General features: G+C 67.1%; 20 protein-coding genes and 1 pseudogene. 6 read left to right on the forward strand and 15 right to left on the reverse strand.

Translation table 11 applies throughout. From position 1 onward, the window contains the following. The coding region (locus V6M49_RS17160; RefSeq protein ID WP_332762266.1) for a PLP-dependent aminotransferase family protein at positions 1-657 on the forward strand (657 nt) is incomplete at its 5' end. A gap of 92 nt (positions 658-749) precedes the next feature. Here the strand turns inward: V6M49_RS17160 and V6M49_RS17165 are convergent. Continuing rightward, positions 750-866, reverse strand: a pseudogene (locus tag V6M49_RS17165) (dihydrofolate reductase family protein); the annotation flags it as partial. A gap of 336 nt (positions 867-1,202) precedes the next feature. On the opposite strand from V6M49_RS17165, the gene V6M49_RS17170 reads away from it, so the two are divergent. Continuing rightward, a complete protein-coding gene (locus tag V6M49_RS17170; RefSeq protein WP_332762268.1) occupies positions 1,203-1,706 on the forward strand; it encodes a hypothetical protein in 504 nt (167 codons plus the stop codon). 30 nt (positions 1,707-1,736) lie between these two features. Here the strand turns inward: V6M49_RS17170 and V6M49_RS17175 are convergent, their stop codons facing one another. From V6M49_RS17175 to V6M49_RS17185, 3 genes are all read right to left on the reverse strand, one after another. After that, entirely contained in the window at positions 1,737-2,645 is a 909-nt protein-coding gene (locus V6M49_RS17175; protein ID WP_141139792.1) for a GGDEF domain-containing protein, read from the reverse strand. After that, on the reverse strand, positions 2,642-6,187 hold the full coding sequence (locus tag V6M49_RS17180) for a response regulator (protein WP_332762270.1): 3,546 nt from the start codon (positions 6,185-6,187) through the stop codon (positions 2,642-2,644). The genes V6M49_RS17175 and V6M49_RS17180 overlap by 4 nt, the downstream gene beginning before the upstream one ends. A gap of 101 nt (positions 6,188-6,288) precedes the next feature. Next, positions 6,289-7,614 (reverse strand): MBL fold metallo-hydrolase, encoded by a 1,326-nt coding sequence (locus V6M49_RS17185; RefSeq protein WP_332762272.1) that lies wholly within the window; start codon positions 7,612-7,614, stop codon positions 6,289-6,291. Positions 7,615-7,677: 63 nt separating this feature from the next. On the opposite strand from V6M49_RS17185, the gene V6M49_RS17190 reads away from it, so the two are divergent. Then, positions 7,678-8,355, forward strand: a complete 678-nt coding sequence (locus V6M49_RS17190; RefSeq protein WP_332762273.1) for a DJ-1/PfpI family protein — start codon at positions 7,678-7,680, stop codon at positions 8,353-8,355. 28 nt (positions 8,356-8,383) lie between these two features. On the opposite strand, the gene V6M49_RS17195 is transcribed toward V6M49_RS17190, so the two are convergent. The 8 genes from V6M49_RS17195 to V6M49_RS17230 all read right to left on the reverse strand — a co-directional run bounded on the left by V6M49_RS17195 (position 8,384) and on the right by V6M49_RS17230 (position 18,036). Beyond that, entirely contained in the window at positions 8,384-10,510 is a 2,127-nt protein-coding gene (locus tag V6M49_RS17195) for an EAL domain-containing protein (protein ID WP_442959756.1), read from the reverse strand. A gap of 132 nt (positions 10,511-10,642) precedes the next feature. Beyond that, a complete protein-coding gene (locus V6M49_RS17200; protein WP_332762276.1) occupies positions 10,643-12,061 on the reverse strand; it encodes a UDP-glucose dehydrogenase family protein in 1,419 nt (472 codons plus the stop codon). Further along, positions 12,058-13,263 (reverse strand): glycosyltransferase family 4 protein, encoded by a 1,206-nt coding sequence (locus V6M49_RS17205; RefSeq protein WP_332762278.1) that lies wholly within the window; start codon positions 13,261-13,263, stop codon positions 12,058-12,060. The genes V6M49_RS17200 and V6M49_RS17205 overlap by 4 nt, the downstream gene beginning before the upstream one ends. 82 nt (positions 13,264-13,345) lie before the next feature. Further along, positions 13,346-13,594, reverse strand: a complete 249-nt coding sequence (locus V6M49_RS17210; RefSeq protein WP_141139796.1) for a hypothetical protein — start codon at positions 13,592-13,594, stop codon at positions 13,346-13,348. Then, entirely contained in the window at positions 13,587-15,020 is a 1,434-nt protein-coding gene (locus V6M49_RS17215; RefSeq protein ID WP_141139797.1) for a flotillin family protein, read from the reverse strand. Before V6M49_RS17215 ends, V6M49_RS17210 begins: the two co-directional genes overlap by 8 nt. Positions 15,021-15,224: 204 nt before the next feature. Beyond that, positions 15,225-16,079, reverse strand: a complete 855-nt coding sequence (locus V6M49_RS17220) for an HNH endonuclease (protein WP_332762281.1) — start codon at positions 16,077-16,079, stop codon at positions 15,225-15,227. A gap of 385 nt (positions 16,080-16,464) precedes the next feature. After that, a complete protein-coding gene (locus tag V6M49_RS17225; RefSeq protein WP_332762283.1) occupies positions 16,465-17,322 on the reverse strand; it encodes a hypothetical protein in 858 nt (285 codons plus the stop codon). 255 nt (positions 17,323-17,577) lie between these two features. Continuing rightward, positions 17,578-18,036: a DUF4383 domain-containing protein gene (locus V6M49_RS17230; RefSeq protein ID WP_141139800.1), complete on the reverse strand. Its 459-nt coding sequence runs from the start codon at positions 18,034-18,036 to the stop codon at positions 17,578-17,580. Positions 18,037-18,339: 303 nt separating this feature from the next. Here V6M49_RS17230 and V6M49_RS17235 point away from each other — a divergent pair, with 303 nt between their 5' ends. Next, positions 18,340-19,656 (forward strand): cell division protein PerM, encoded by a 1,317-nt coding sequence (locus V6M49_RS17235; protein ID WP_141139801.1) that lies wholly within the window; start codon positions 18,340-18,342, stop codon positions 19,654-19,656. A gap of 42 nt (positions 19,657-19,698) precedes the next feature. Here V6M49_RS17235 and V6M49_RS17240 read toward each other — a convergent pair whose 3' ends face one another. After that, positions 19,699-20,127, reverse strand: coding sequence for a hypothetical protein (locus V6M49_RS17240; RefSeq protein WP_332762286.1), 429 nt, complete (start codon positions 20,125-20,127; stop codon positions 19,699-19,701). Positions 20,128-20,166: 39 nt separating this feature from the next. Between V6M49_RS17240 and purN the strand changes: the two genes are divergently transcribed. Then, complete coding sequence (gene purN / locus V6M49_RS17245; RefSeq protein ID WP_141139803.1) at positions 20,167-20,730, forward strand: phosphoribosylglycinamide formyltransferase; 564 nt, start codon at positions 20,167-20,169, stop codon at positions 20,728-20,730. 103 nt (positions 20,731-20,833) lie between these two features. On the opposite strand, the gene V6M49_RS17250 is transcribed toward purN, so the two are convergent. Next, complete coding sequence (locus V6M49_RS17250; RefSeq protein WP_141139804.1) at positions 20,834-22,186, reverse strand: MFS transporter; 1,353 nt, start codon at positions 22,184-22,186, stop codon at positions 20,834-20,836. A gap of 142 nt (positions 22,187-22,328) precedes the next feature. Between V6M49_RS17250 and purH the strand changes: the two genes are divergently transcribed. Next, positions 22,329-24,023, forward strand: a complete 1,695-nt coding sequence (purH, locus tag V6M49_RS17255) for a bifunctional phosphoribosylaminoimidazolecarboxamide formyltransferase/IMP cyclohydrolase (RefSeq protein ID WP_332762288.1) — start codon at positions 22,329-22,331, stop codon at positions 24,021-24,023. Between the two features lie 374 nt (positions 24,024-24,397). Here purH and V6M49_RS17260 read toward each other — a convergent pair. Beyond that, positions 24,398-24,991: trypsin-like serine peptidase (locus V6M49_RS17260; protein WP_442959757.1), on the reverse strand; the 594-nt coding region annotated here is incomplete at its 5' end.

The raw sequence follows: 24,991 nt of genomic DNA on the forward strand, positions 1-24,991 counted from the left end.
CCCACGGGCGCGCAGTGGTCTGCCGAACGGCGTGAACAGGTCCTGGACGTGGTCCGCGCGAAGGGGGCGTTCCTTGTGGAGGACGACTGGGCGCACGATTTCGGCATCACCTCCAACCCCGTGCCCGTTGCCTCCCGCGACGACTCCGGCCACGTGGTCTACCTGCGCTCGCTGACCAAGAGCGTGTCACCGTCCATCCGCGTCGCCGCGGTCATCGCCCGCGGCCCGGCGCGGGAGCGCATCCTGGCGGACCGGGCGGCCGAATCGATGTACGTCAGCGGGCTGCTCCAGGCGGCAGCGCTCGACGTCGTCACGCAGCCCGGGTGGCAGACGCATCTTCGCAGCCTCCGCCACCAGCTCGAATCCCGGCGGGACCTGCTGCTCACCAGCCTGCGCCAGTACGCCCCGCAGGCTCATATCGAGCTGGTGCCCAAGGGCGGCCTGAACCTGTGGGCGCGGCTGCCCGACGGGACCGACCTCGATCGGCTGACCCGCGACTGTGAAACCGCCGGGGTGATCATCGCCGGCGGCAACGAATGGTTCCCCGCCGAACCGGCAGGCCCGTTCATCCGGCTCAACTACTCCGGGACGAATCCGGGCGCCTTTCCCGAGGGCGCCCGGATTATCGGCCAGGCGATTGAACGCAACGGGGCCTGACGGGATCGGCGGTCTCTATTCGCCCAGCAGCCCGGTGACGGCGATCTCGCCGCCGTCGCGCTCTTTCAGGCCGGCCACGAATTCCTCCTTTCCATCATGCGGGTCAGGGCCGCGCCGAGGTCGTCGTCGAAGCTGTCGAATTGCCAGAGATACGGGTCCGAGACCACGCCGTCAACGGAGTGGAACAGGCCGGACGTAACTTTGCGCATGAGGTCCTCCAAGGTCAGGGGCAGATGGCAACCACGGTGTTGGCTATGCCCTCAGCAGGGAAGCCCCCGCCGGTGGTTGAGCCTGAGTCCTTCGGCGGTTGAGCCTGTCGAAACCCTCGATCTCGACAGGCTCGATCACCGGTCTCAGGCCGGATCCCCACGGGCTCGATCAGCGGTCTCAGGCTGGATCCCCACGGGCTCCATCAGCGGTCTCAACCGGGCCGCAGTTAGGTTCGTCACCACCGCCTGCGTGTTGCGCGAATCCGCGGGCCGGCAGCCGCATACTGGTGTTCATGCGGCCTCTCACCGCACCCCGGCCAGGCAGGAGGAAAATGCATGGAAACCCTGAAGAAGATCGTACGCAACCAGTACTTCCCCGCGGCCGCGGTGTTGACGGCGGTGTTGCTTTTCTGGATCATCGCCATGTTCGGCGGGCTCTCCCTGCTGAACAACAACCAGCCCCCCATGGCCACGCTGACGTGGATGCTGTTCGTCTATGCCGCGGCTGTGCTGACGCCGCTGGCAGGCATCCTGGCCGGTGTGGACCTGGTCCGCCGCTGGCGCCGCAACCGCATGTACGCGTTGGTTGAGCTGGAACAGGACGGGACCGCCGAGTCCGAGGCCGCGCAGGCACAGGCGCAGGCGCAGGCGCAGGCACAGGCACAGGCGCAGCCCGCCGAGGCCGAAGCCCCAAGGCAGTCCGCACCGAAACAGCCCGCACAGCACCGCCCGGTAACCCAGCAGCAACCCGTCAATCGCCATCCGGTGCAGCAGCCTGCTCAGCAGCAGACCGCGAAGAAGCAGCCGGGTCAGACCAAGCAGCGCAAAAAAGCCGCGTAGCCACCGGCCAATAACCGCCAGGGCCAAACGCTACAGCGCCAGCTCCACCCGGTTCCGGCCGGCCGCTTTCGCGGCGTAGAGGGCGGCGTCGGCTTCACCCAGGAGGGTGTCGGCGTCGGCACGGTGCTCGGAAGTGAACGCGGAAATCCCGGCGCTCAGCGTCAGCTGCCCTAGCGGATCCCCGGAGTGGACAATCTCCAGGCCGCGCACGGTATCCAGCGCCCGCTCCATTAAGGCCTTGGCGCTCAGCTGTGACTGGTTCGGCAGGACCAGCAGGAATTCCTCGCCGCCGTACCGGTACACGCCGTCGCTCTTGCGCGCCGCACCCACCAGCGCCTCCGCCACGGCCCGCAGCGCGAGATCGCCCGCCTGGTGCCCGTAGATGTCGTTGTAGCTCTTGAAGTGGTCCACATCGCACATGGCCACGCTATATCCTTCCGCGTACCGCTGGCTGCGCGCATGCAGCTGCTCAAGGTCCTCGGAGAGCTTGAGCCGGTTGTGCAGGCCGGTGAGCGGATCCGTCCGCGCCTGCTGCGAGAGCACCTTCCGGTAATGCGCCAGGTCCGCGTGCAAGGTGGTCACCCGCAGCGCCACCAGCAGCCGCGCATGCAGGACAAACGGGTCCAACGGCTTGGTGACGTAGTCGTCCGCCCCGGCAGCGAGCCCGGCAAGCACATCGTCCCGCGAGCCCTGCGACGTCAGCAGCACGATGTACGTGTACAGGTCCGCCTCGCGAGCCCGGATGGCCCGGCACAGCGCCAGCCCGTCCATCCCGGGCATCATCCAGTCCGTGACCACCACGTCGGGCTGGTGTTCCAGGTACAGGGCCCAAGCCTCGTCACCGTCCGCCGCCGTCAGGCAGTCATGCCCGTAGCGTTCGACGGCGGCTCGGGCCACCAGGAGCGAGCCCGGATCGTCATCTGCCACCAGGACTTTCACTGTGCCACCTCCAGCGCTAGATCGAGTTCAAAGTCCACACGCACAAGCGCAGCTTCCAGCCGGCTGACCAGCTGCGGGCCGCCGTCGAGCATTCCGCTGCGTCCCAGGACTTCCAGTTCGCCGCACAGGCTTGCGACGGCGGTGGCCCCGATGTTGGCCGCCGCACCCTTCAGGGCGTGCGCCGCCTGCGCCAAAGCCAGCCCGCCGCCGTCGGTCACCGCTTCGCGCAGCGCCGCGAGCCGCGCGGGAACGTCCTTACGGAACGCCTCGGTTGTGGCGGGCAGCAAGCCCAGGCCGTCCTCCGGGCCGAGGCCGCGCAGCATGGCGAGCCGGTCCGCATCCAGCGCGGGAGCACCTCCACCTGTGACGGCCAGCAGCTGGGGAGCCTCGTGCTGGAGAGATTCGTGCTGGGGAGCCTCCTCCCGCTGAAGCGCCACCGGCTCCGGCGGCCCAGAACGCTCCGTGTCCTGCTCGGGGACCCAACGGGCCAGGGCCGCTTCAAGCTCGGCGGCATCCACCGGCTTGGCGAGGTAATCGTCCATGCCGGCGGCGAGGCAGCGTTCCCGGTCCCCGTCCAGGGCGCCGGCGGTCATGGCGATGATCGGGAGATGGCTGGCCCCGTCGTCACGCCGGCGGATGACCCTCGTGGCCTCGAAACCGTCCATCACCGGCATGTGGCAGTCCATCAGGACGGCGGCGTACCGCGTGCTGGCGGTGGCGGCCACGGCCTCGGCGCCATCGGCAACCACGTCCACCGCGTAGCCGAACTTGGTCACCGTGGCGCGGGCCACCAGCTGGTTCACATCGTTGTCCTCCACCACCAGGATGCGGCCCCGCGATGCGCCCCGAAGAGAGGACACAGGGGACGAATCGGCGGACGTCTCATGGGACGACTCCGGGGAGGACTCGGGGGACGAACCGTACGACTCAAACGAAGAGTCAGCCTCGGAAGGCCGGCCAAACACAAGAGGCGCCGGGGCGTGGTGTTCACTCGTGGACATTAGCCGGATCAGGCGGTTGTAGAACTCGGAGCTGCGGACCGGTTTCATCAGCCATTCGCGGACTCCGGCGTCGGCGATCTCGGCGGCGTTGACCTGCATGGTGGACGTGAGCATGATCAGCTCGATGTCCGCCAGTGCGGCGTCGGCCTTGAGCTCGCGGGCCAGCTCCAGGCCATCGGTATCAGGCATGCAGAGGTCCAGCACGGCCAGGTGGAAAGGCACTCCGTCCGCTGCGGCTTCGTGGGCGCGGGCCAAGGCAGCGCGGGCATCCGGCACCGCCTCCGGCTGCAGCTTCCAGCCGCGCAACTGGGATTCCAGCACCAGGCGGTTGGTGGCGTTATCGTCCACCACCAGGACGCGGAGCCCGGTGAGGAAACCGGCGGCCGGCACGGGATCCGTGGACGGCAGTGCGACGGGCACGGGGATACGGAACCAGAACGTGCTGCCGTCGCCCGGGGCACTGTTCAGGCCGATCTCGCCGCCCATGGCCTCAGTGAGCCGGCTGCAGATGGCCAGACCCAGGCCGGTGCCGCCGTAGCGCCGGGTGGTGGAAGCGTCCGCCTGGGAGAAGGATTCGAACAGCCGCGCGTGGTGCGCAGGGTCAATGCCGATGCCCGTATCGCGGACCTCGAAGCAGACCATGGCGGTGGCCCCGGGATTGGCGTCCGGCGTCTCGGTGGTCACGCGGATGGAGACCTCCCCGGCCCCCGTGAACTTGACGGCGTTGGAGGCGAGGTTCAGCAGGATCTGGCGGATCCGGCCGGAATCACCGTGCAGCCTGGCCGGAACGTCCGGTTCGCAGTAGGCGATCAGCTCCAGGTTCTTGGCCTGCGCGGGCTCGGTCAGCAAGCCCGCCACTTCCTCCACCAGGACGCGGGGATCGAAGGCGCGGATATCCAGGTCAACCTTGCCGGCTTCCAGTTTGGAGAAGTCCAGGATGTCGTTGATGAGCGACAGCAGCGCCTCACCAGCGCCCTTGACGCCTTGGGCGTACTGTTTCTGCGTGTGGTCCAGCGGCGTCTCCAGCAGCAGTGCTGTCAGCCCCACGACGCCGTTCATGGGGGTACGTATCTCGTGGCTCATCGTGGCCAGGAACTCGGACTTGAGCCTGCTGGATTCCAAGGCCGCTTCCCGCGCCGCCTTCAGCTCCTGCTCGGCGGCCCGGCGCAGGGTAATGTCCCTGGAGATAACGGCGATGCCGCGGAGGTTCCCGTCTTTGCGGATGGGAGAGACGGTCACGGAGACCGGGATGAGGGCCCCGTCCTTGGCCAGGTGTTCGGTTTCAAAGCTCGTGGCCTCGCCGCTTTCGAGGAGTTGCTCGACCACCTCGTCGTCGCCGTCCGTGCTGCCCGGCGGCAGCAGGAACCGCGCGTCGCGGCCGATCGCCTCCTCGGCAGAGTAGCCGTACTGCCGCTCGGCGCCCGGGTTCCAGCTAGTGATGACGCCCTCCGGCGTGGTGCTCAGGATGGCGTCCGTGGAGGAGTTCACGATGGCGCCGAGGCCCTCCAGCTCAGCCGTCCTGGCCGCGACTTCCTGCTCCAGCCCGGTGGTCAGGGTGAGGTTCTCGATGATGATCAGGACCTGGCGGACCAGGATGCAGGCAACGGTCGTCCGGGCCACCGTCAAGAGGAAGGCGCTCATCTCGCTGACGTGCTCCTGGGCGATCATCATGACGGCCACCAGGATCGGCACGTAGGGGAGCAGTTCAAGGGCCAGCGCAAACGCCTTGCGGTCTGGCCGGGGGTTCTCCGCGTAGGGGAGCAGCGGTGCCAGCGCAATCAGGAGGAAGGCGCCGATCCAGCCCAGGGCGAGGGGCGATCCCGTGACGCCCGTGACACCTTCGAACGTCAGCCTGACATAGATGCTGTCGGTGATGGTGAGCACCAGCAGGCCGCCGCCGAAACACAGCCACGGCAGCCGCTCGCCGGGCTGCCGGCGCATCCCGAGGACCAGCACCAGGGACGTGATGACCAGGTCAACCACGGGGTAGCCCATGGACGTGAGCCGGGTCAGGGGGTCGCCTTCCGCGCTGAAGGCCGGGCCCAGCGCCGTGTACCAGCTGATCACCAGGACTGAGCCGGCGATCACCGCGGCGTCCAGCACCGTCCGGGCCAGGCCCACGCGGGTGGTGCCACCCGGGCGCTTGAAGCTTAAAAGCGCGACGGCTGCCGGCACCGAATACGCGAGGAACAGGGCATCCGCCAGGGAGGGGAACGGGTACACGTGGTCGTTGGCGAGGCCGAAGTAGGTCCACACCGCCATACCGGCTGCCCAGACGTAGGCGGCCACCGACATCAGGGTCCAGGCCCGGGCGTTCACGCCGCCGCGCCACGCGGCGTGGGCGCAGCTGCGGCCTGCCAGCACGGCGGCAATGAGGATGGCGAAGTCACCCGCCACGACGGCCGTGGGCGTGCCGCTGTTGGCGGTAAAATACACTCCAAGAACGCCCAGCACCACAGCACCAAGCGCGATCAGCCAACCTAGCCTGGCCGTGCTCCCGCTGATGGCAGGACGCAGCTCCAGGAGACCACTCTGAGACACGCGGATCCCTCCCCATCGGTGCGCCCGTCACCCGTAAAAGCTGAGACCCGGGCCCGCCCGAGACCTGGGCGAAGACGCATCCCTATGATATCCCTCACAACTCAAGAAGGACCGTACTTCCCGTCCACATGAACCACCTGCCGGCCCGCGCGTTGCAGCAGGCTCGCCGCCACCCCGGAACGGTATCCCGTGGCACAGTGCACCCACACCGTACCCGCCGGAATCTCGGCCATCCGCCCCAGCAGCTCATGCAGCGGGATGTTCACCGCCCCGGCGAGGTGGCCGGCGTCGTACTCATCCGTCCGGCGGACATCGAGCACCACGTCCCCGGCGCTCCGCCCGTGCAGCATTTCAGCCCAGTCCACACGCGGATAATGCACGACGGCGGTGCCCGGCGCGAGTGCCGACGGTTCCGTTCCGAGGGCGGCATCGGGGGAGTCGATGCCGATCCGGGACAGGTCCCGGATGGCCTTTTCGACGTCCTCCTCTGATCCCACCAGCGTCATTTTTTGGTTCCAGGGCAGGACCCAGCCCAGGTAGGCGGTAAAGCTGGAGCCGCGGCCGTACTCGAAACTCACCGAGCCCTGCAGGTGACTGCTGGCGAAGGCAACCCGGTGGCGCAGGTCCACCACCCATTCGCCGTCCGCGAGCCGGCGGCTGAGCTCCTCCGGATCCACGGACTCCGGCACGGTGAGGTCCGCCGGCCCCGGACCCTGCCGGTTCGCCGGCGCCATGTGCGCGTAGTAGGACGGGTAGGCCGTCAGGTTGTTGATGAGCTCCCGCACAAAGTGGTCCTCATCGGCGTCCGTAAACGCGTGGTTGGATTGCTGCTGCTCGGCAAGGGTGGACGTCCGGACGCTCGACGCCGGCCCGGACGAACAGAACGAGCCGAACCCGTGCGTGGGGTACAGGGCCGCGTCCGGCTGGGCCTCGGCGGCCAGGCGGCGGACCGAGGAGTACTGGGCGCGGGTGAGGTCTTCGGTGTCCTCGTCACTGACCAGATCAGTCCTGCCCACCGACCCGTAGAGCAGGCTGCCGCCCGAGAACACGGCCTGCTGCTCGCCGTCGCTGACCACGTAGCTGAGATGGTGGTGGGTGTGGCCGGGCGTGGCCACGGCCTTCACGGTGAGCCGGCCCACCTGGACCGTGCCGCCGTCGGCCATTGGCGTGTGTTCGAACCCGACGTCGTCCTTTGCGCTGACGAGATACTCGGCACCGTGCGCCCGGGCCAGGATGAGCCCGCCGGTGAGGTAGTCGTTGTGCAGGTGGGTTTCGGCAACGTGGGTGATCCGGACGCCGGCTTCCGCGGCCGCGGCTTCCACCCGGTCCGTGTCCCGCTGCGGATCGATGACCAGCGCTACCTCGCCGTCGTGGACCAGGTAGCTGCGGTCCCCGAGCGGCCGCGTTTCGATGACAACGACGTCCATGGAACCCATTGTCCTCGCGCGGCCCGTTGTTGGCTGCGGCTTGTTCCATGGAAGGCTGGACGCATGATTACAGCGGGCTTGAATATTGTTGTGCTCCTCTTTCCCAACGTCACGCAGCTCGACTTCACCGGTCCAGCCCAGGTCTTCTCAAGGTTTCCGGATGCCCAGGTGCATCTCGCCTGGCACACCCTGGACCCCATCCCTACCGACGCCGGCTGGTGCATTGTGCCCACCACCACCCTGGCCGATTGCCCGCAGGCAGATGTGCTTTTTGTGCCGGGCGGCGCCGGAACCTTCGACCTCTTTGAAGACGACAGGGCGCTGGAGTTCCTACGCAGTCAGGCAGCCGGGGCGCGGTGGATCACTTCGGTGTGCACCGGTTCCTTCGGCCTGGCCGCGGCGGGTCTACTCTCCGGGTACCGGGCCACCAGCCACTGGGCATCCCTGCCGATGTTGGCGGAGTTCGGCGTGGTGCCCGTCAGCCGGCGAGTGGTCCGGGACCGGAACCGGATAACCGGTGCAGGTGTCACCTCCGGGATCGACTTCGCCTTTGTTCTGGCGGCCGAGCTGTACGGTGACGACGTGGCCCGCGCCATCCAGCTGGCCATCGAGTATGACCCCGAGCCTCCCTTCGACCACGGCTCACCCTCGAAAGCAGACCCTGCCCGGGTTGCAGAAATAACCGCGGCTACAAGGGATCTGCGGCTCGACACGGTGCGCCGGCGGGTCAGGCGGTTGTAGGCCGCTGGCTTAGTCGGCGCAGGCGCCCTTACCTGTCCTTCATTGCCTGGATGGCGCGGTCTGCCGTTTTCAGGGCCCGCTTCAGCCTGGCGCCAGGCTCAGGGTGGGAGAAAAAGTAACCCTGCAGGAAATCGCAGTCCAGCGCTGTCAGGAAGTCCGCCTGAACCGCCGTCTCGATGCCCTCAGCGGTGACCGTCAGGCCCAGGCTGTGCGCCATGTTGATCATGGAGCTGAGGATGGGGAGGCGTTCGGTTCCGGTGCGCACCATGGACACAAAGGTCTTATCGATCTTCACTGTGTCCACCGGCAGTTCCTGCAGGCGGCCCAGCGACGAGTATCCGGTGCCGAAGTCATCCAGCGCCACACGTACTCCGGCCTCACGGAGACTGGCGAGCTGCTTGATCAGGCTGTGGTCGGCGTCGAAAAATACACTCTCGGTGACCTCCAGGACCAGCTGGTACGCCCCCACCCCGCTGGCCTCGGCGAAACGGAGGACGTTGCCGGCAAAGTCAGGTTCCTGCAGCTGGACTCCGGAAACGTTCACCGCCAGCGAGCGTGACGGGTCTTCGTTCAGCCACGGCGCGAGCTGGGCGAGGCCTAAAGTCATGACGGCGGCACCGATCTCGCTGATCACGCCGCTGCGCTCCGCAATGGGAATAAAGACCGACGGCTGGATGCGCCCGCCATCGCGGTCCCACCGCGCAAGCGCCTCGAACTGGACTACCTGGCCCATCCGCGGGGAAACAAGGGGCTGGTAGTCCACGGAGATTTCCCCCAGCGGAATGGCGAGCTGCAGCCCGGCCTCCATGTCCGTGCGCTGCACCAGCTCGGTCATCATGTCCGGATGGAACCGACAGTACCGGTTCTTGCCCGCCGTCTTGGCCGCATACATTGCGATGTCCGCCTGGCGCAGCAACTCCGACGCTCCGATGGCGGCATTTCCCATGGAGGCAAGTCCCAGGCTCAGGCTGGGGCGCAGCATGGTGCCGTCAATCCACACCGGAACATGCAGGCAGCGGACAATACAGGCCGCGATGGTTTCGACGTCCGGGCAGGCGGTAAGCAGAACGACAAACTCGTCGCCTCCCAGCCTGGCCACCACGTCCGCGGTGGGGACACAGCCTGTGAGCCTGCGCGCCACTTCCACGAGCATGTCGTCGCCAGCCTGGTGGCCCATAATGTCGTTGACCTCCTTGAAATCGTCCAGGTCGACCAGCAGGACATCCACGGTCTTGAACCGCGGCTCGCGGAGGGCTGCCACCAGTGCGTCTTTGAAGACCGCCCGGTTGGCCAGTCCGGTCAGCGGATCCTGGAACGCAAGTGCTCGCAGCTGTTCGGCCTGCGCGGCCAGGTCAGTCACGGCCTGCTCTGCCAGCTCCTGTGCCTGCCTGCGCGGAGTGACATCCCGGAAGCTCCACACCCGGCCCGCGATCCTCTCACCAACCCGTTGGGGCCGCGAGTACCTTTCAAAGGTCCTGCCATCCTTGAAGTCCAGCACGTCGTGGCTTTCTGCCGCCGGGTTCGCCACAACCTCGGCGATCCTTGCCATGAAGGCCTCCGGGTGGGCAACCTGGGAGATGATCAGCCGCATGATGGGCACTTCGGTGTCACCGTCCAGGAGTTCCGGCGGGATGCCCCACATTTTCAGGAACTGGTGATTGAACCCGGCAACACTGCCGTCGGAGCTGATCACCAGGATGCCGTCTGCGGTGGATTCGAGGGTGGCCGTCAGCAGTGACATGGCCTCGAGGAGGTCGGCGTCAGCTCCCTTCCGGTGTTCCATGCTCCGGACTGAAACCAGCAAAACCTGCGAACCGCCGTCGTCCAGCAGAGAGCCTGCCACCTCGGCGGCGAACTCTGTGCCGTCCCGGTGCAGTCCGTACACTTCACGCGGCGGCAGCGGTTTATCGGGCTGCGCTTGCAGGTGCTCCTGAAGCAGCCGCGTTTCGCTCCGGAACCCCTCCGACAGGAGCAGCCAGTGATCGCTACCGATCAGCTCAGCGCGTGTGTAGCCGAACAGCTTGCTGGCTGCCGCGTTGGCCATTTTGATGGTGCCGTCCGCGTTGACAGCGAGAAGCGCATCCGGGCTGGCATTAAGAAGCGCGCCAAAATCTGGTGCGCCCAAATCCTTGTCCTGCCGCTTGGAACGCCCCATGCGCTACCACCCCCACGCACATCATAAAGTGCATGTTGTGATCGCGGTACGAAAACGCGTGACTTTGGCGCGGCGCTCGGGAATGGAGGCCCGGGAATTCGCGTTCGCGTGGTCCGTAGCGGTGGAAACTGGCTAAGAGTGACGCATTCCCGTCAGGCCGGCCCCGGCCCCGGAAACTTGGCCGGCCTCCGAAACGACGCTGACAGCGGCGCCGGCGTTGGTGCCCAGCCCGCGGACCACCCAGCCCTCCGCCTGCCAGGCAGCAGCATCGAGGACGTTCCTGGCGTCCAGGATCACGCGCCGCCGCACCAAAGCGCCCGCAGCGGCAGGGCACAGGCTCCTGTATTCATCCCACTCAGTAAGGAGGAGCACCAGCTCGGCACCCTCCAAGGCCCGCGTTGCGGAGGCTTCGAACCGCAGCTGCGGGTACCGCAGCCACGCGTGGTTCACGGCCTTCGGATCCGTCACCGTCACGTGCGCGCCGACCGCTGCCAGCCGCGCCGCGACGTCCAGGGCGGGGGAGTCGCGGATGTCATCGGTCTCGGGCTTGAAGGAGGCTCCGAGGATGGTGATGGCGCGTCCGGAGAGCGCGCCGCCGCACAGTTCCGCGGCCAGGGACACCGTCCGGGTCCGCTGGCGGACGTTGATGGCATCCACCACACCCATCCAGTCGTTCACCGGGTCCACGCCCAGCGCGGCGGCCTGGCTGCGGAGGCTGCGGATGTCCTTGGGCAGGCACCCGCCGCCGAAGCCCAGCCCGGCATGCATGTAGCGGTTCCCGATCCTCGGGTCCATGCCCATGGCCTCGCTGAGTTCGGCCACGTCCGCGCCGGACGCGTCGCATAGTTCGGAGATGGCGTTGATGAAGCTGACCTTGGTGGCCAGGTACGCGTTGGCGGCCGACTTGATCAGTTCCGCCGTGGCGAAGTTGCACACCAGGCGCGGAATGCCGGCGTTCAGCAGCGGCTCATAAACGGCATCCAGCGCGGCCGTCACGGCACGCGGCGCCCCGGTCCTGGGGTTGAAGGCCGCGGCGCGTCCGCCCGCCACACCGTAGACCAGCCGGTCCGGCACCAGCGAGTCCTTCACTGCCGTGCCCTGCCGCAGGAACTCCGGGTTCCAGCCCAGCTGCACGTCCGGCCGCCCCGCGAGGACGCCCTGGAGCATGTCCACCGTGCCCACGGGCACCGTTGATTTACCGACGACGACGGCGCCCCTCGCCAGGTGCGGGAGCAGCGCCTCGGTGGCGGAAACGAGGAAGGTGAGGTCGGCGCCGTCGGACGTCTTGGACTGCGGCGTCCCGACGCACAGGAAATGGACCTGGGCGCCGGCGGCAGCGGCGACGTCGGTGGAGAACGTGAGGCGGCCGGTGCTGCGTCCGTCGCGGAGCAGTTCGTCCAGGCCGGGTTCGAAGAAGGGGGCATGGTCGCGGCCCAGCTGGTCCACTTTGGTGGCGTCCACGTCGATGCCCACCACGGTGTGGCCCATGGACGCGAGCGTGGCGGCGTGCACGGCTCCGAGGTAGCCGCAGCCGATCACCGATATTTTCACAGGGACGCTCCACTTTTGGTTTGGGCAGACTCAACCACCGGGCGGCGGCTCTTGGTTTCGACGGTTTCAGCCAACGGTTCTCCGGCGATTACTGATTGGTACTGACGCACCAGCTCGGCGCTGAGCACCGGCCACGTCCGCGCCTGGACCGAGGCGTGCGCTGTCGTGGCGAACGCGCGGCGCTTGGCGTCGTCGCCCATGAGGTCCATCACCCGGGCCCGGAAACCGGCCAGGTCGCCGGGCTGGTACAACCAGCCTGTACGGGAGTTTTCCACCAGGTCCAAGGGGCCGCCGCGGCCCGTGGCCACCACCGGCACCCCCGATGCCATCGCCTCCTGGATGGTCTGGCAGAACGTCTCGAACTCGCCGGGATGGACAAAAAGGTCGAAGGACGCCACCGTCTTCGCCAGCTCCTCACCGCCGAGGAACCCGGTGAACACGGCGCCCGGCAGGGCTTCCTGCAGAGCCGACTTTTGGGGTCCGTCGCCCACAATCACCAGCTTGGTGTTCGGGACGTTGGCGAGCGCGGCGAGGTCCTCCACCTGTTTTTCGATGGCGAGCCGGCCAACGTAGCCGATGATCCGCTCACCGCCGGGGGCAACCGTTGCCCGCCACCCGGCGTCGCGCTTTTCCGGCGAGAACCGCGCCGTATCCACACCGCGCCGCCACATGCCCACCCGCGGAATCCCGCGGCCGCGCAACTGGTTCAGCGCGAAGGTGGACGGCACCAGGGTGCGGGTGGCCAGCAGGTGGATGTTCTCCACCCGGTTCCACGCCCAGTTCTCCAGGAACGGCACACCATAGCGTGCGGCGTAGCTGGGAACCTCGGTCTGGTAGATGGCTACGGTCGGGATCCCCAACTGATGCGCGGCCTGCACTGCCCGCCACCCGAGGATAAACGGCGATGCGAGGTGGACAACGTCGGGTGCGTAGTCGGCAAGGATTCGCTTGACCCGGTACACACCGCCCATCGCCACTCGCACGTTGGTGTAGCCGGCCAGCGGAACTGCGGGAACCCGGTGCACCGTCGCGCCGTGAACCACCTCGGCCGGTCCCACGAACTCGGAGACAGCATAGGTGGAAGGGGCGATGACCAGGACGTCGTGGCCCTGGTCCTCCAGGTGTTCAAGCACCCTCAGGATGGAGTGGGTCACTCCGTTCATCAGCGGCAGGAATGACTCGGCAACAATTGCGATCCTCACCCCTCCACGGTGGGCGCGGCGCCTGTCGGGGCGGGGTCACCCGGGTTGAGTCGAGGGAAAGGTTGGGTTAACAGATCGGCGCTCAGCCGTCGTGGCCGTGCCGCAGCACGTCCGGGAGTTCGTCCACATAGACCGTTTGCGGCGGCTCAAAATAGATGACCAGCACCTCGTCGCCGACCGCGAAGACGCTTGTCTTGTCGAAGGGGTGGGCATGGAACGCGTTGGTGCCGCCCAGGTAGGGCAGCATCACCTCGCCGAGGGTTCCGGGGCCAATGCGCCCGGTCACGCGGCCGATCTTGCCGGTCAGGCTGCGGTCAACGTTTCTATGCATCGGGGCCTTTCGCGGGGCGCTTGCCTTCCCGGCTGTTCTTCAGTGCCGAGGACAAGGCAGGGAGGTAGTCGCCCACCTGGGCCAGGATGCCGCCCAGCATCTTGTTCACGCCCTCGCCGCCGTTCAGCACGGTCATCTGGCCCACGTGGGAGAAAGGCTCGGCCGCCGCGGCGATGATGGCCGGCATGTTTTCGGCCAGCTGCTGCGAAATGACGGCGTCCTGGTTGGTCCCGAGTGCTTCGGCCCGGGCCTTGATGCCGTCTGCCTCGGCCAGCGCCTTGGCCTTGATGGCGGAGGCCGCGGCGTCACCGCGGGCCCTGGTGGCAGCGGCTTCGGCCTCGCCGGTGACCTTCGTGGCTCCGGCCGCGGCCGCCGCGGCAGTGGCGTTCGCCTGGGCCTGCAGTTCCGTCCGGCGGGCGTTGGCCTGGGCCTCAAGTTCCGTGCGGCGGGCCAGCGCCTCGGCGGCGCTGATGTCCGCCGCCTTCTGGCCCTCCGCGTCTGTGCGCTTGGCATAGGCCTTGGCGTCGGCGGGCTTCCGGACCGTGGTCTGGAGCTTCTGCTCCTCCCGGTCCGCCTCAAGCTTGGCCACTTCCGTTTCCTGGACGACGACGTGCTGCCGCGCGGTCGCATCCGCCAGCGGTCCCGCCTGGGCGGCCTCGGCCTTGGCCCGCTCGGCGTTCGCCTGCGCCACCGACTGCCGGATGGCCGAAACGCTCTGCGCGTCCGCGATCATTGCGGCCGCCTCGGCCTCCTTCTCGGCCGCCTCGCGGTTCCGCGTGGCCTCCGCGATCCGGGCCTCCATTTTGACCTGGGCAATGTGGGGCTTGGCGATGTTCTGGATGTACCCCGTGGGGTCCTGCAGGTCCTTGATCTGCAGCGAATCCACTACCAGCCCCAGCTTCTCCATTTCCACTCCGCTGGCGCTGCGGACCTGGGACCCCAGCTTGTCCCGTTCGCGGATGATCTCTTCCACGGTCATGCTTCCGATGATGGACCGCAGGTGGCCCTCAAAGACGTTGTAGACCTGGCTTTCCATTTTGGGCTGCTGGCCGAGGAAACGCCTGGCCGCATTTGCGATAAACGGCGGGGCGTCACCGATTTTGTAAATTACCACGCCTTCCACAATCACCTGGATGCCCTGCGAGGTCACGCAGGAAACCTTTAGCTCCGTTTCATTCAGCGTCAGGGAAAGGGTGCGGACGGTCTGCAGGCCCGGAAATACCAGGGCGCCCTTTCCGGTGACAATCTTGAAGTCCATGCCGGCCCGCGTTTCCAGGGTTCCGCGTGTCAGGCCGGAGATGATCAGGGCCTCATTGGGCTCCGCCACTTTCCACATCAGTTTGATGGCACCCCAAACAAAGCCGACCACCAGTATTGCCCCGATAATCGCGGCAAGAAGCGGGAAGAATGCTGACAGATCCGGCATGACGAGGTCCTTTCGCGTGCGGAACAGGCCTCCCAGGAAAGCCCCAATAATGGCAGCTGTTCAGGCCTTGCCGGTATTGCGTGTCTCCAATTCCGGCCTGCTGGCCAGCTGTTGTAGACAGTCTGGTTGGCGCCCGCCCAAGAGTCCAGAGCGCGGGCTGTTGCGTGGGGGTTTCAACAGGCGGGATCTCGACCGTTCGGGTTCCTATTTGCCGAGGATCTCGCGGGCAACGCGCTGGGCCTCGATCTCCTCAGGGGCAACGGTGGTTCCGCGGAGGTATCCGGCGGTGGCCATGATCTGCCGCAGCTCGGCTTGCGTGCGCGGCGTGGTCACCCCGTGGTGGGCCATGGCATGGCAGTTGGCGCAGAGCGGAACCAGGTCCGTGAGCGGATCCAGCTGGTAGCCGCCGCCGAGTTGGGCCGCCGGCACCACATGGTGGACGTCGATGAAGTCCTTGCCGAGCTCGCCGTACGCCAGTTCGAAGGAGAACCCGCAGGCCGCGCAGCTGTTGCCGCGGTGCGCGATACACGCCCGCCGGGCCTCGGGGTCACGCTCGTAGCGGTTGGCGGTGACGCGCACGACGGCGGTCTCGGGGTACGTGCCGGGCGCAGGTTGGGTGGGGTCTGGTCCCTGCGCCGGCCCGTGAGTGGCCCAGAGCGTCCGGACCGCGGCTTCGTCGCCGGACTCCAGCGCCATGCCCTCGGTTTCGGCGCTGTCCCACACGACGCCAGGCACCGCTGCGTCGAGGACCGCCGCAGGCACGTGGTCGCCCAGCGGCAGGAGCGCATCGAACGCCACCTGCACGGTGAACCCAGGCTGGCCCGACAAGGCCGCCTGATCCGGGTGCCCGGGCTGCCCCGACAGGACGACGCCATGGCCGATCAGGCCGGGGCCGTGCGCTCCCAGCAGGAGCAGCCACACACCGGTGCCGGGGGCGACGCTCCGGCCCACGCTCCAAGGCTCCAGGTGCAGCCCTGTCACGGCGACCTGTTCAGTAACAGCCGCGTAGTTCCAGCGGTTCCAGCCAGCCGGGTCCCAGCCCAGGATGATGTCGCTCATAGGGCCATTGTCCCAGTGGGATGATCAACGGGCGGGTTCGGCCGCGGACGTGGTCCCAGTATCCGCGATCAGGCCGGTGACGGCGCGCTACACACCGGTGCGAAAGGTTTTGCCCCAAGGTGAAGAAGTCCTGCGCGGACCGGCCCTGCTCCAGGAGCGAGGTTCTTGGGCGGGTGGGCGGCCGTTTCGGCCGCCCACCGCACCTTGTGCTAGCCGAGCTTTTGCATCGGGTCGGGCCAGTTGCCCACTGTCGAGATGACGTGGGAGCGGTTGATCACAGCAGTGTTGATGGACATGACAGTTTCTCCTGACTGAACGTGGTGTCCGCGCGCCGGTGGTGCGCGGGTGGTCATTGTCTGCCGCGAAAAGGGCAGAGATGACCTGTTCAGTCGGGTGAGGAACCGGGGTCGAAGGAAGGACCGGCCGGCAGCGTCACGGCGTCGGACAGATGTGTTCCACTGTTGGCTGTGGGGAGGGACGGCCAGGACCCGCCAAGGTCAGCCGCACCCTCGGAGCCTCCGGCTGACCCGGAACTGGCCGTCCCGGCGCCAATGGCCAGGGCAGCGGGAGTCCGCGGATCAGGGTTCTGCGGCCCGTTTTCAGGGCCGGAAGGGCTTGCCGATGCCTCTGGCAGGGCCAAGCCTGAGCGGTCCTGGGCCGGGCCGAAGCCGAACCTCGGGGTGTTGGTGGCCGCCAGGCCAACAGGGCCGGCCGGTGCCGGGCTAACGCTCGCAATGCTGCCCTTCTCAACCGCGCTCGACGCCGGGAGGCTGGGAGCCGCCGTTGGCAGGGGGCCGGGTGCCGGCGTCGTACGCGGCGGCAGGCCAGGCAGCGGGGCGATGCCGGGAACGGGCAGCAGATCGGGCACGGGCAGGAGCGGCGGCAACTGCTCAGGCAGCGGCAGGACATCGGGGAGGGGAAGCGGGAGGGGCGCCTGTACCAGCGGCAGATCGGGAAGCCCGGGCACCAAGCCAGTGACGGTATCAACAGTGCTGGTAACCGCTGGCAGCGCGGGGGCAGCCAACGCGTTTGCGGCGGCCGCGGCCGAATCCGCCAGGGACGTTGCGGTTGCCAGTGCAGTTCCGCTTGAGCTCACCACGGCGGGAGGGACCGGAACAGGAAGCGGTTTCGCAAGTGCCGCGGAAGCGGGCTGCAGGAGGTCTCCGGCATCCGGGAAGGGGCTGGACGCGGTGGCTGTTCCGGCTCCCCAGACGAGCCACGCCAACGCGGCCAGGAGGGCCAACAAGACAGGCCGGGACGCGGAGCGGCAACGAGCCCGCAGTATCGCCCCCATCCGATTCCCCCCTCGTCGATGGGCACTAGAGTACGCTCGGCCCCGGCCGCCGTCCAGCATTAGTTTTCGCCGCCGTCGCGCACAAAGAAGCCGGTGCAGCTGTTCGCGGAACGCGGCAACTGCACCGGCGAGTAGGACGAAAATTCAGAACTTATTGATCATTTCTCATTCGCGGCTCCTATATCCCGGCTTGTCATTTCCGGGCTATTTCCTCTCGCCGGACATGTTCCTGGAGAACAGCCAGCCAGCAGCTACCATCGCTACGCCCAGCACCAGGTGGGTCCAGTTGTCAGCCATGTTGAACGACAGGAAGTTGGCCGCCGAGTCAACGCCGACACTGAGCCCGAAAATGCTGAGGATGATGTACAGCGCGCCTGCTCCGATGAGGAAGTTCCGTGCGCCATGTTCGGTCCGGGACATCGCCCAGCCCGTTGCGCCGATGGCCAGCTGCACAATATTGAGCAGCATGGACACCTGGAACAGCCCAAGGAACATTGCATGGGAATCAGGTCCCAGGAACATCAATTCGCTGTACTGGGTGGTGACGCCGGGGATAAAGCCCAGGGCACCCACCACCAACAACAGGATACCTACTCCCATGCCCGCATTCTGGACGTCTGCGCGCCCAAAATGAACGTGTGCATGTGGGGATGCGGTAGTCATTTTTTCTGCCTCCAACCACTGATTGCGGACATTCCAATTTTACGGCGGACGCGTGGAAAAAGCGCCGAATCAGGCCCGGATGGGGACTTTTGCCCAGCGACATAAGCGACCCGGATGCGGCGCCCCGACAGTCTGAACGCCCGACGACGGCCCCATCACCGGCGGCGGGCGCCCACCTCCGCACCCGTCGCGGGTTCACAATCAGCGCGGCGGACTACGAACTCTGGTGAGGCGCGTCTCGCAGGGGAGAATGAGCCTGTCGAAACCCGGTCCGAAGCCCCGGCCGTGACACCATGGGACACGATGAAACTGCGCGCTGATCAGACCGGAGACCGAGGCCTTCCCATGCCCTTGTGGCTGCAGGGAGGCCTCGAAACGGCGCAGGCTGCCATCATCTCCGCGCTCCTGGCGGTGGTTCCCATTGTGGCCGTGTGGGCCACCGCGGGCTTCCAGAACACCGCCTTTGATTCCCTGGCCCGCCTCGCCGGGCAGGGCTGGCTGCTGATTCACGGGGTGCCGCTGCAGCTCGCCGTGGTGTCCGGCGAGGCTGGTGCGGCCGGCAGCCCAGGTTCCGGCCTGCTGACCCTGGTGCCCCTCGGCCTGACCCTGATCCCGTTTTTGCTCGCCTGGCGTGCGGGGCGGCGCCTGGCCCGGGCCTCCTATACGGACCAGCTGTGGCAGGCGCTGCTCGGGTCCTGGGTGGTCTACTCGGCGTTCGGCGCTGCCACCGGCTTTGTGTGCCGCACGGCCGACGTCGTCATTAACATCTGGATGGCAATGCTCATCCCGCTCATCCCGTTCGCCCTCGGCATGGTGATCGGCGCCCGCCGCGAGGCAGGCTCATGGAGCCGGCTGATCGGCGTCGACGCAGTCGACTGGATCTCGCGCACCAGCCAGCATTCCCGCTGGGCCGGCTCCTATTTGGGTTCCGCGGCGAAGGCGGGCTGTGTTGCCCTTCTGGCGGCGTTTGCGCTTGCCGGTGTGCTCCTGGCCGTGGACCTTTTTATCCACTGGAACCTGGTGATTGCTGTCTACGAAGCGCTCGACGCCGGCGCGGTAGGGGGTGCCGCCCTCACCATCGCGCAGCTTGGGTATCTGCCCAACCTTGTGGTTTTTGCGCTGGCCTGGGTCTCGGGCTCGGGCTTCGCCCTGGGCGTGGGCTCGCAGGTGGGGCCGCTGGGCACAGCCACCGGGCCGCTGCCGTCCATCCCGGTCTTCGCCGCCATCCCGTCGGGTCCGCTGGACTACGGGTTCATGGCACTGGTGCTGCCCGTTCTGGCGGGGATCCTGGCCGGCTGGTGGTTCCTGCGCGAAGGGGAAAACCACTTCGACGAGTGGCTCTCCATCAAGTTTGACGCGCGCTGGTTCACGGCCACGGTGTCCACGCTTGCCCTCGGCGCGCTGGTGGGCGCTGTGTCCGGTCTGCTGGCCGCGGGCCTGGCCTGGCTGGCCCGCGGCTCCGCCGGGCTGGGCCGCCTCACGGCCATCGGACCCGACCCCTTGTGGATGGGACTCTGGATTGCCGCGGAGGTGGGCATCGGCGTCGTGATCGGTTACGCAGCCGGACCGTGGCTGGAACGCCAGCAGCACGTGGATGAGGAAGCGGAACTGGCCCGCTGACTTTCGTGGCTCTTGCTGGCGTGGCTGTTGCTGGCGTGGCTGCTACCGGAGACCCGGCAGCGACCTTTCCAGCTGGACCCGGCAATTGGAGAGCGCCTGGTCGGTAAGGGCCTCGCGTGAGCAAGCCTGGAAGTCCTGGACCTGGCGGAAAAACAGCGCCGTGGCCAGGATGACCAGCAGCATGATCAGCGATACCACTAGCCCCGAGATGGTGCCGAACAGGACCAGCTTGGACTCCTTGAGCCGAGCCGACCGGACCAGCAGAAGGATACCCAGCACAAAGCTCGCCGCGGTCAGGATGCCGGTGAGCCAGAGGTAGCTGACGTCGAGCTGGTAGACGAAGAAAGCGCCCAGCACGGTGACAATGAAGATCCGGAACAGGTTGCGGGTTTTGGTGAGCGAGTCCTTGGCGGCGTCGCTGAGCGGCTGTTTGGTCCGTTGCTGGCCAGCCGGTTCCGGGGTGTTGTTCATGTTTTCCAGCCTACGCGAGCGTGCCCATAAGCTAGACCCATGCGCATCGTAGTCCTCGTTTCCGGCACCGGGTCCAATCTCCAGTCAGTCATCGACGCCGTCAAGGCAGGGGAGCTGGACGTGGAAATCGCGGCGGTGGGTGCCGACCGGGAGGGGACCTACGGCGTCGAACGCTCCTCGGAAGCCGGGCTGGAGACGTTTGTGGTCAACTTCAACTCCTTCCCCACCCGCGACGAATGGGATGCCGCACTGACCGCCCGCGTGGCGTCCTACGCCCCGGACGTGGTGGTCTCCTCAGGCTTTATGCGCATCGTCAGCGCCGACTTCATCGCTGCCTTCAACGGCAAGTACCTCAACACCCACCCCGCCCTGCTGCCCGCCTTCCCCGGCGCCCACGGCGTGCGCGATGCCATGGCCTACGGCGTGAAGGTCACCGGCTGCACGGTGCACTGGGCCGACGCCGGGGTGGACACCGGGCCCATCATCGCCCAGGAAGCCGTCACGATTGAACCGGGCGACACCGAGGAATCCCTGCACGAACGCATCAAGGTGGTGGAGCGCCGCCTCCTGGTCAACACCCTGGCAGCCCTCGCCGCCGCCTGATTTTCTCGAATGCTCTATCACCTACAGTCGCTCTGAGGGCTGAGAACGACCGCAAGTGATAGAGCATTGCGGGCGTCGGAGAGCATTCGGGTGACGCCGGGGGCTACTCGAGGCGGCGCTGCTTGGTTTCGGGGGAGAAGAACGCCATCCACAGGACGGCCACCAGCACCAGCCCGCCGGCCAGGGCGAAGGACGTGGCCAGGCCGAGTTCGGGCCAGAAGTAGTTCGCAAATATCAGCGGCCCAAAACCAGCCCCCAGCCGCGAAAATGTTGACGCCCAGCCGAAACCCGTGCCGCGGAGCTCGGTGGGGTACAGCTCAGACACGTACGCGTAGAGCACCGGAATCGCTATCTGCACCACAAAGCCGAATACCAGGAGCCAGAACACGGCTGCGGTGGGGATGTCCACCACAATCGCCACGATCACCAGGGTCAGTGCGGACAGCGGGCCGGTGATGGCCAGGATCCATTTGCGGCCCACACGCTCCACCAGCAGCGCTGCCACAACAACACCCAGGAGCCCAACCGCGGCCATGGACGCCGTGGTCACAAACGCCTTGTACTCGGCGAAGCCCGCGCCGATCAGGATCCGCGGCATCCATGTCAGGGACAGGTAGTAGACCAGCAGGATGCTGAAAAACAGGGCCCAGGCCGTGGCCGTGATCTTCCAGTTGAACTGCCACACCAGCCGCAGCTGGTGCCAGGCGCTGCCGGCGGAGAGCCGCGGAACTTCCTGCGCGTCGGGCAGGCTGTAGGCGCGGGGTTCGGCGCCCGTTGCCGCCACGAGGTCGTCGATGACCTTGGCAGCTTCGTCGCGGCGGCCCTTGCGGATGAGGAACAGCGGCGACTCCGGGACGCTGCGCCGGACCCAGAACACCAGGAGCGCAGGCAGCACCATCACCAGCATTGTCAGCCGCCAGTCGCCGAACACCGCCACGAGGCCGGCGGACACAAAACCGGCAAGGGCCGCGCCCACCGGCCACCAGCCGTCCATCGCGGTGAGGACCTTCCCGCGCTGCTTGCGTGGTGTGAACTCACCCACCAGCGCGTAGTCCACCGGAATGCAGCCGCCCAGACCAAAGCCGGCCATAAAGCGGAACACGCAGAACCAGATCAAGTCGGGGGAGAAGGCGCCCAGGACCGTGAAGAGCGAGAAAATCAGCAGCGTGGCCGTAAACGCCTTCTTGCGCCCGATCGTGTCCGCGATGGTGCCCCACACAAACGCGCCCAGGGCCATGCCGATCAGGTTGGACGTACCCACCCAGGCCACCTCGCCGGGAGCCAGGGCCCAGTGCGTCGAGAGCAGCGGGATGAGGATGCCGTTAAGCGTCACGTCCCACGCATCGAACATGAAGCCAAGGCCGCCGATCACGAAGATCCTGCCCTGGACTTTCCAACGCCAGGGCAGTTCCTGGACCACTTGTTCGCCGCTGGGCACAGTGGTGTAAGTATTCATCGCAGCCTCCTGTGAAAACTCTAACCGTGCCCACTGACGTTCACACTGAGGCCGGCAAGCGGGGCAAACCGCACAACACGATAAACTGGGCCCATCCCCACCAACCGCGGCACTGTTCCGCGAGATCAGACGGAGACTTTTTGTGAGCGTCACGCAGCCTGACCGTGTATCCATCGACCGTGTTCCCATCCGCCGGGCGCTGATCTCGGTCTACGACAAGACCGGTCTGGAGGATCTCGCCAAGGGCCTGCACGCAGCCGGCGTGAAGATCGTCTCCACCGGTTCCACGGCCAAGAAGATCGCCGCGGCCGGTATCCCGGTCCAGGAAGTCGAAGAAGTCACCGGGTCTCCGGAAATGCTGGACGGCCGCGTCAAGACGCTGCACCCGCGCGTCCACGGCGGCATCCTGGCGGACCGCCGCGTTCCCGCGCACATGGAAACCCTCGCAGGCATGGAAATTGAAACCTTCGACCTGGTGGTGGTGAACCTCTACCCGTTCGTTGAGACCGTGAAGTCCGGCGCCGCGCAGGACGATGTCGTTGAACAGATCGACATCGGCGGCCCCGCCATGGTCCGTTCGGCAGCGAAAAACCACGCCGCCGTCGCCATTGTTGTCGACCCCACGTTCTACGGTTCCGTGGTCACCGCCGCCGCTCAGGGCGGTTTTGACCTGAAGACCCGACGCCGGCTGGCCGCCAAGGCGTTCGCCCACACCGCGTCCTACGACAACGCCGTGGCCACCTGGACTGCCAGCCAGTTCCTGGATGAAGACGGCGACGGCGTCATCGACTGGCCTGCCTACGCCGGCCTGTCGCTGGAGCGCTCCGAGGTTCTCCGCTACGGCGAAAACCCGCACCAGCAGGCCGCGCTCTACGTGGACAAGGCCGCCCCGGCCGGCATCGCGCAGGCGGACCAGCTGCACGGCAAGGCCATGAGCTACAACAACTTCGTCGACGCCGACGCCGCCCTCCGCGCCGCGTTCGACTTCGCCGAGCCCGCCGTCGCCATCATCAAGCACGCCAACCCGTGCGGTGTCGCCGTTGGTTCCGCTGATGCTGCAGACCCGATCGCCGACGCCCACGCCAAGGCCCACGCCTGCGACCCCGTTTCCGCCTTCGGCGGCGTCATCGCTGCCAACCGGACGGTCACCGCAGCCATGGCACAGACCGTTGCCGGCATCTTCACCGAGGTTGTCATCGCCCCGGACTTCGAGCCGGCAGCCGTGGAGATCCTCGCCAAGAAGAAGAACATCCGCCTGCTCGCACTGCCCGAGGGCTACGGCCGCTACCCGGCCGAAATGCGCCAGGTCTCCGGCGGTGTCCTGGTACAGATGAGCGACAAGGTGGACGCCGACGGCGACAACCCCGCCAACTGGACTCTCGCCGCCGGCGAAGCCGCTGACGAAAAGACCCTCGCGGACCTGGCCTTCGCCTGGACCGCCTGCCGCGCCGCCAAGTCCAACGCCATCCTGATCGCCGATCATGGTGCAGCGGTGGGCATCGGCATGGGCCAGGTCAACCGCCTGGACTCCTGCCGCCTGGCCGTCGAGCGGGCCAACACGCTGGGCGTTTCGGTGGAGTCCGACGTCGAAGGTGCTGGCGGTGCGGCTGGTCCGTCGACAGCAGAGGCGACCGTTGCACCCGAGCGTGCCCGCGGCGCCGTTGCAGCCTCCGACGCGTTCTTTCCCTTCGCTGACGGCCTGCAGATCCTGATCGATGCCGGTGTACGCGCCGTGGTCCAGCCGGGCGGTTCCGTCCGGGATGAGGAAGTCGTCGCCGCGGCCAACGCAGCCGGCATCACCATGTACTTCACGGGCGCCCGCCACTTCTTCCACTAATCCCCGCCGGCTCCCTAACCTCGCAAGGCCCCACCGGCTCCCTACCCTCGCAAGCTCGGGTCGGGGCCCTCGCTGGAGCGGTTCCACGGTCAGGGAACCCTGCCGGCGTGGGCCCAGGGTAAAACGTCGACGGCGCCTGTCCCCACTAAGGGGACAGGCGCCGTCGGGCCTTAACGGGCAGCTAGGAAGGACGTGGTGCCGGGTCCGCGCCCCGCTGCATGAGGCGCGGACCCCCTTCCGGCAGCCGAAGCTCCCGGGGCTTTGCAGCGGCCATGCGCTGTTTGGTCCAGTACTCGAGGATCTCCTCACGGGGCTGGCCCGATTTGCTGTGGCTGACGGATCCGTTCCCGGATGCCTCGTCAGGCGAGGTTTTCCTAGGCTGCTGCGGCACTGAAGTAGGCCTCCTGGATGGCCGCGCCCCAGTACGGGCCGTACATCACGGGTTTCGGAGTGTACCCGTAGCTGTTGATGGAGTTCTGGAAGCCGTCGGAGCCGCTGCCGATGAACCACGGGCCGCCTGACGAGCCGCCGGTCATGTCGCAGGGGATTCCCTGCGTGCCGAACTGCGGGTTGGTCGTGTCATTGGTGGCGGTGCCGGTGCAGCTCCAAAGCCGTTCGCCGTTGAAGGGCTTGGCGGCGGGGTAGCCGTAGGCGGTGTACTTCAGGCCGTGGGCTTCATTGAATGCCACGCCTGAGCCGCCGACGACATCCTCCAGCAGTGCGCCGTCTTGCCTCGGGTCCATCGCGGCAAAGCCGGTGTCGTAGCTGATGTCCCCGTCGTCCCTCCACTGGGTGGGCGTGAAGTACTCGCTGGCGCTCCACGCGCCGTAGGGGGCCACCCCGTCCTTGTACTTAGGGACAAAAACGAAGTTGGTGGCGAACGAGCCGGGACCCTCGTTGAGGCAGTGTCCGGCCGTGGCAACGGTGCTCTTGTTCGACGCCGACACGACGTTTCCGGAGCAGACGTA

The sequence above is a fragment of the Pseudarthrobacter sp. genome, assembly GCF_036675385.1.
Taxonomy (GTDB): Bacteria; Actinomycetota; Actinomycetes; order Actinomycetales; family Micrococcaceae; genus Arthrobacter.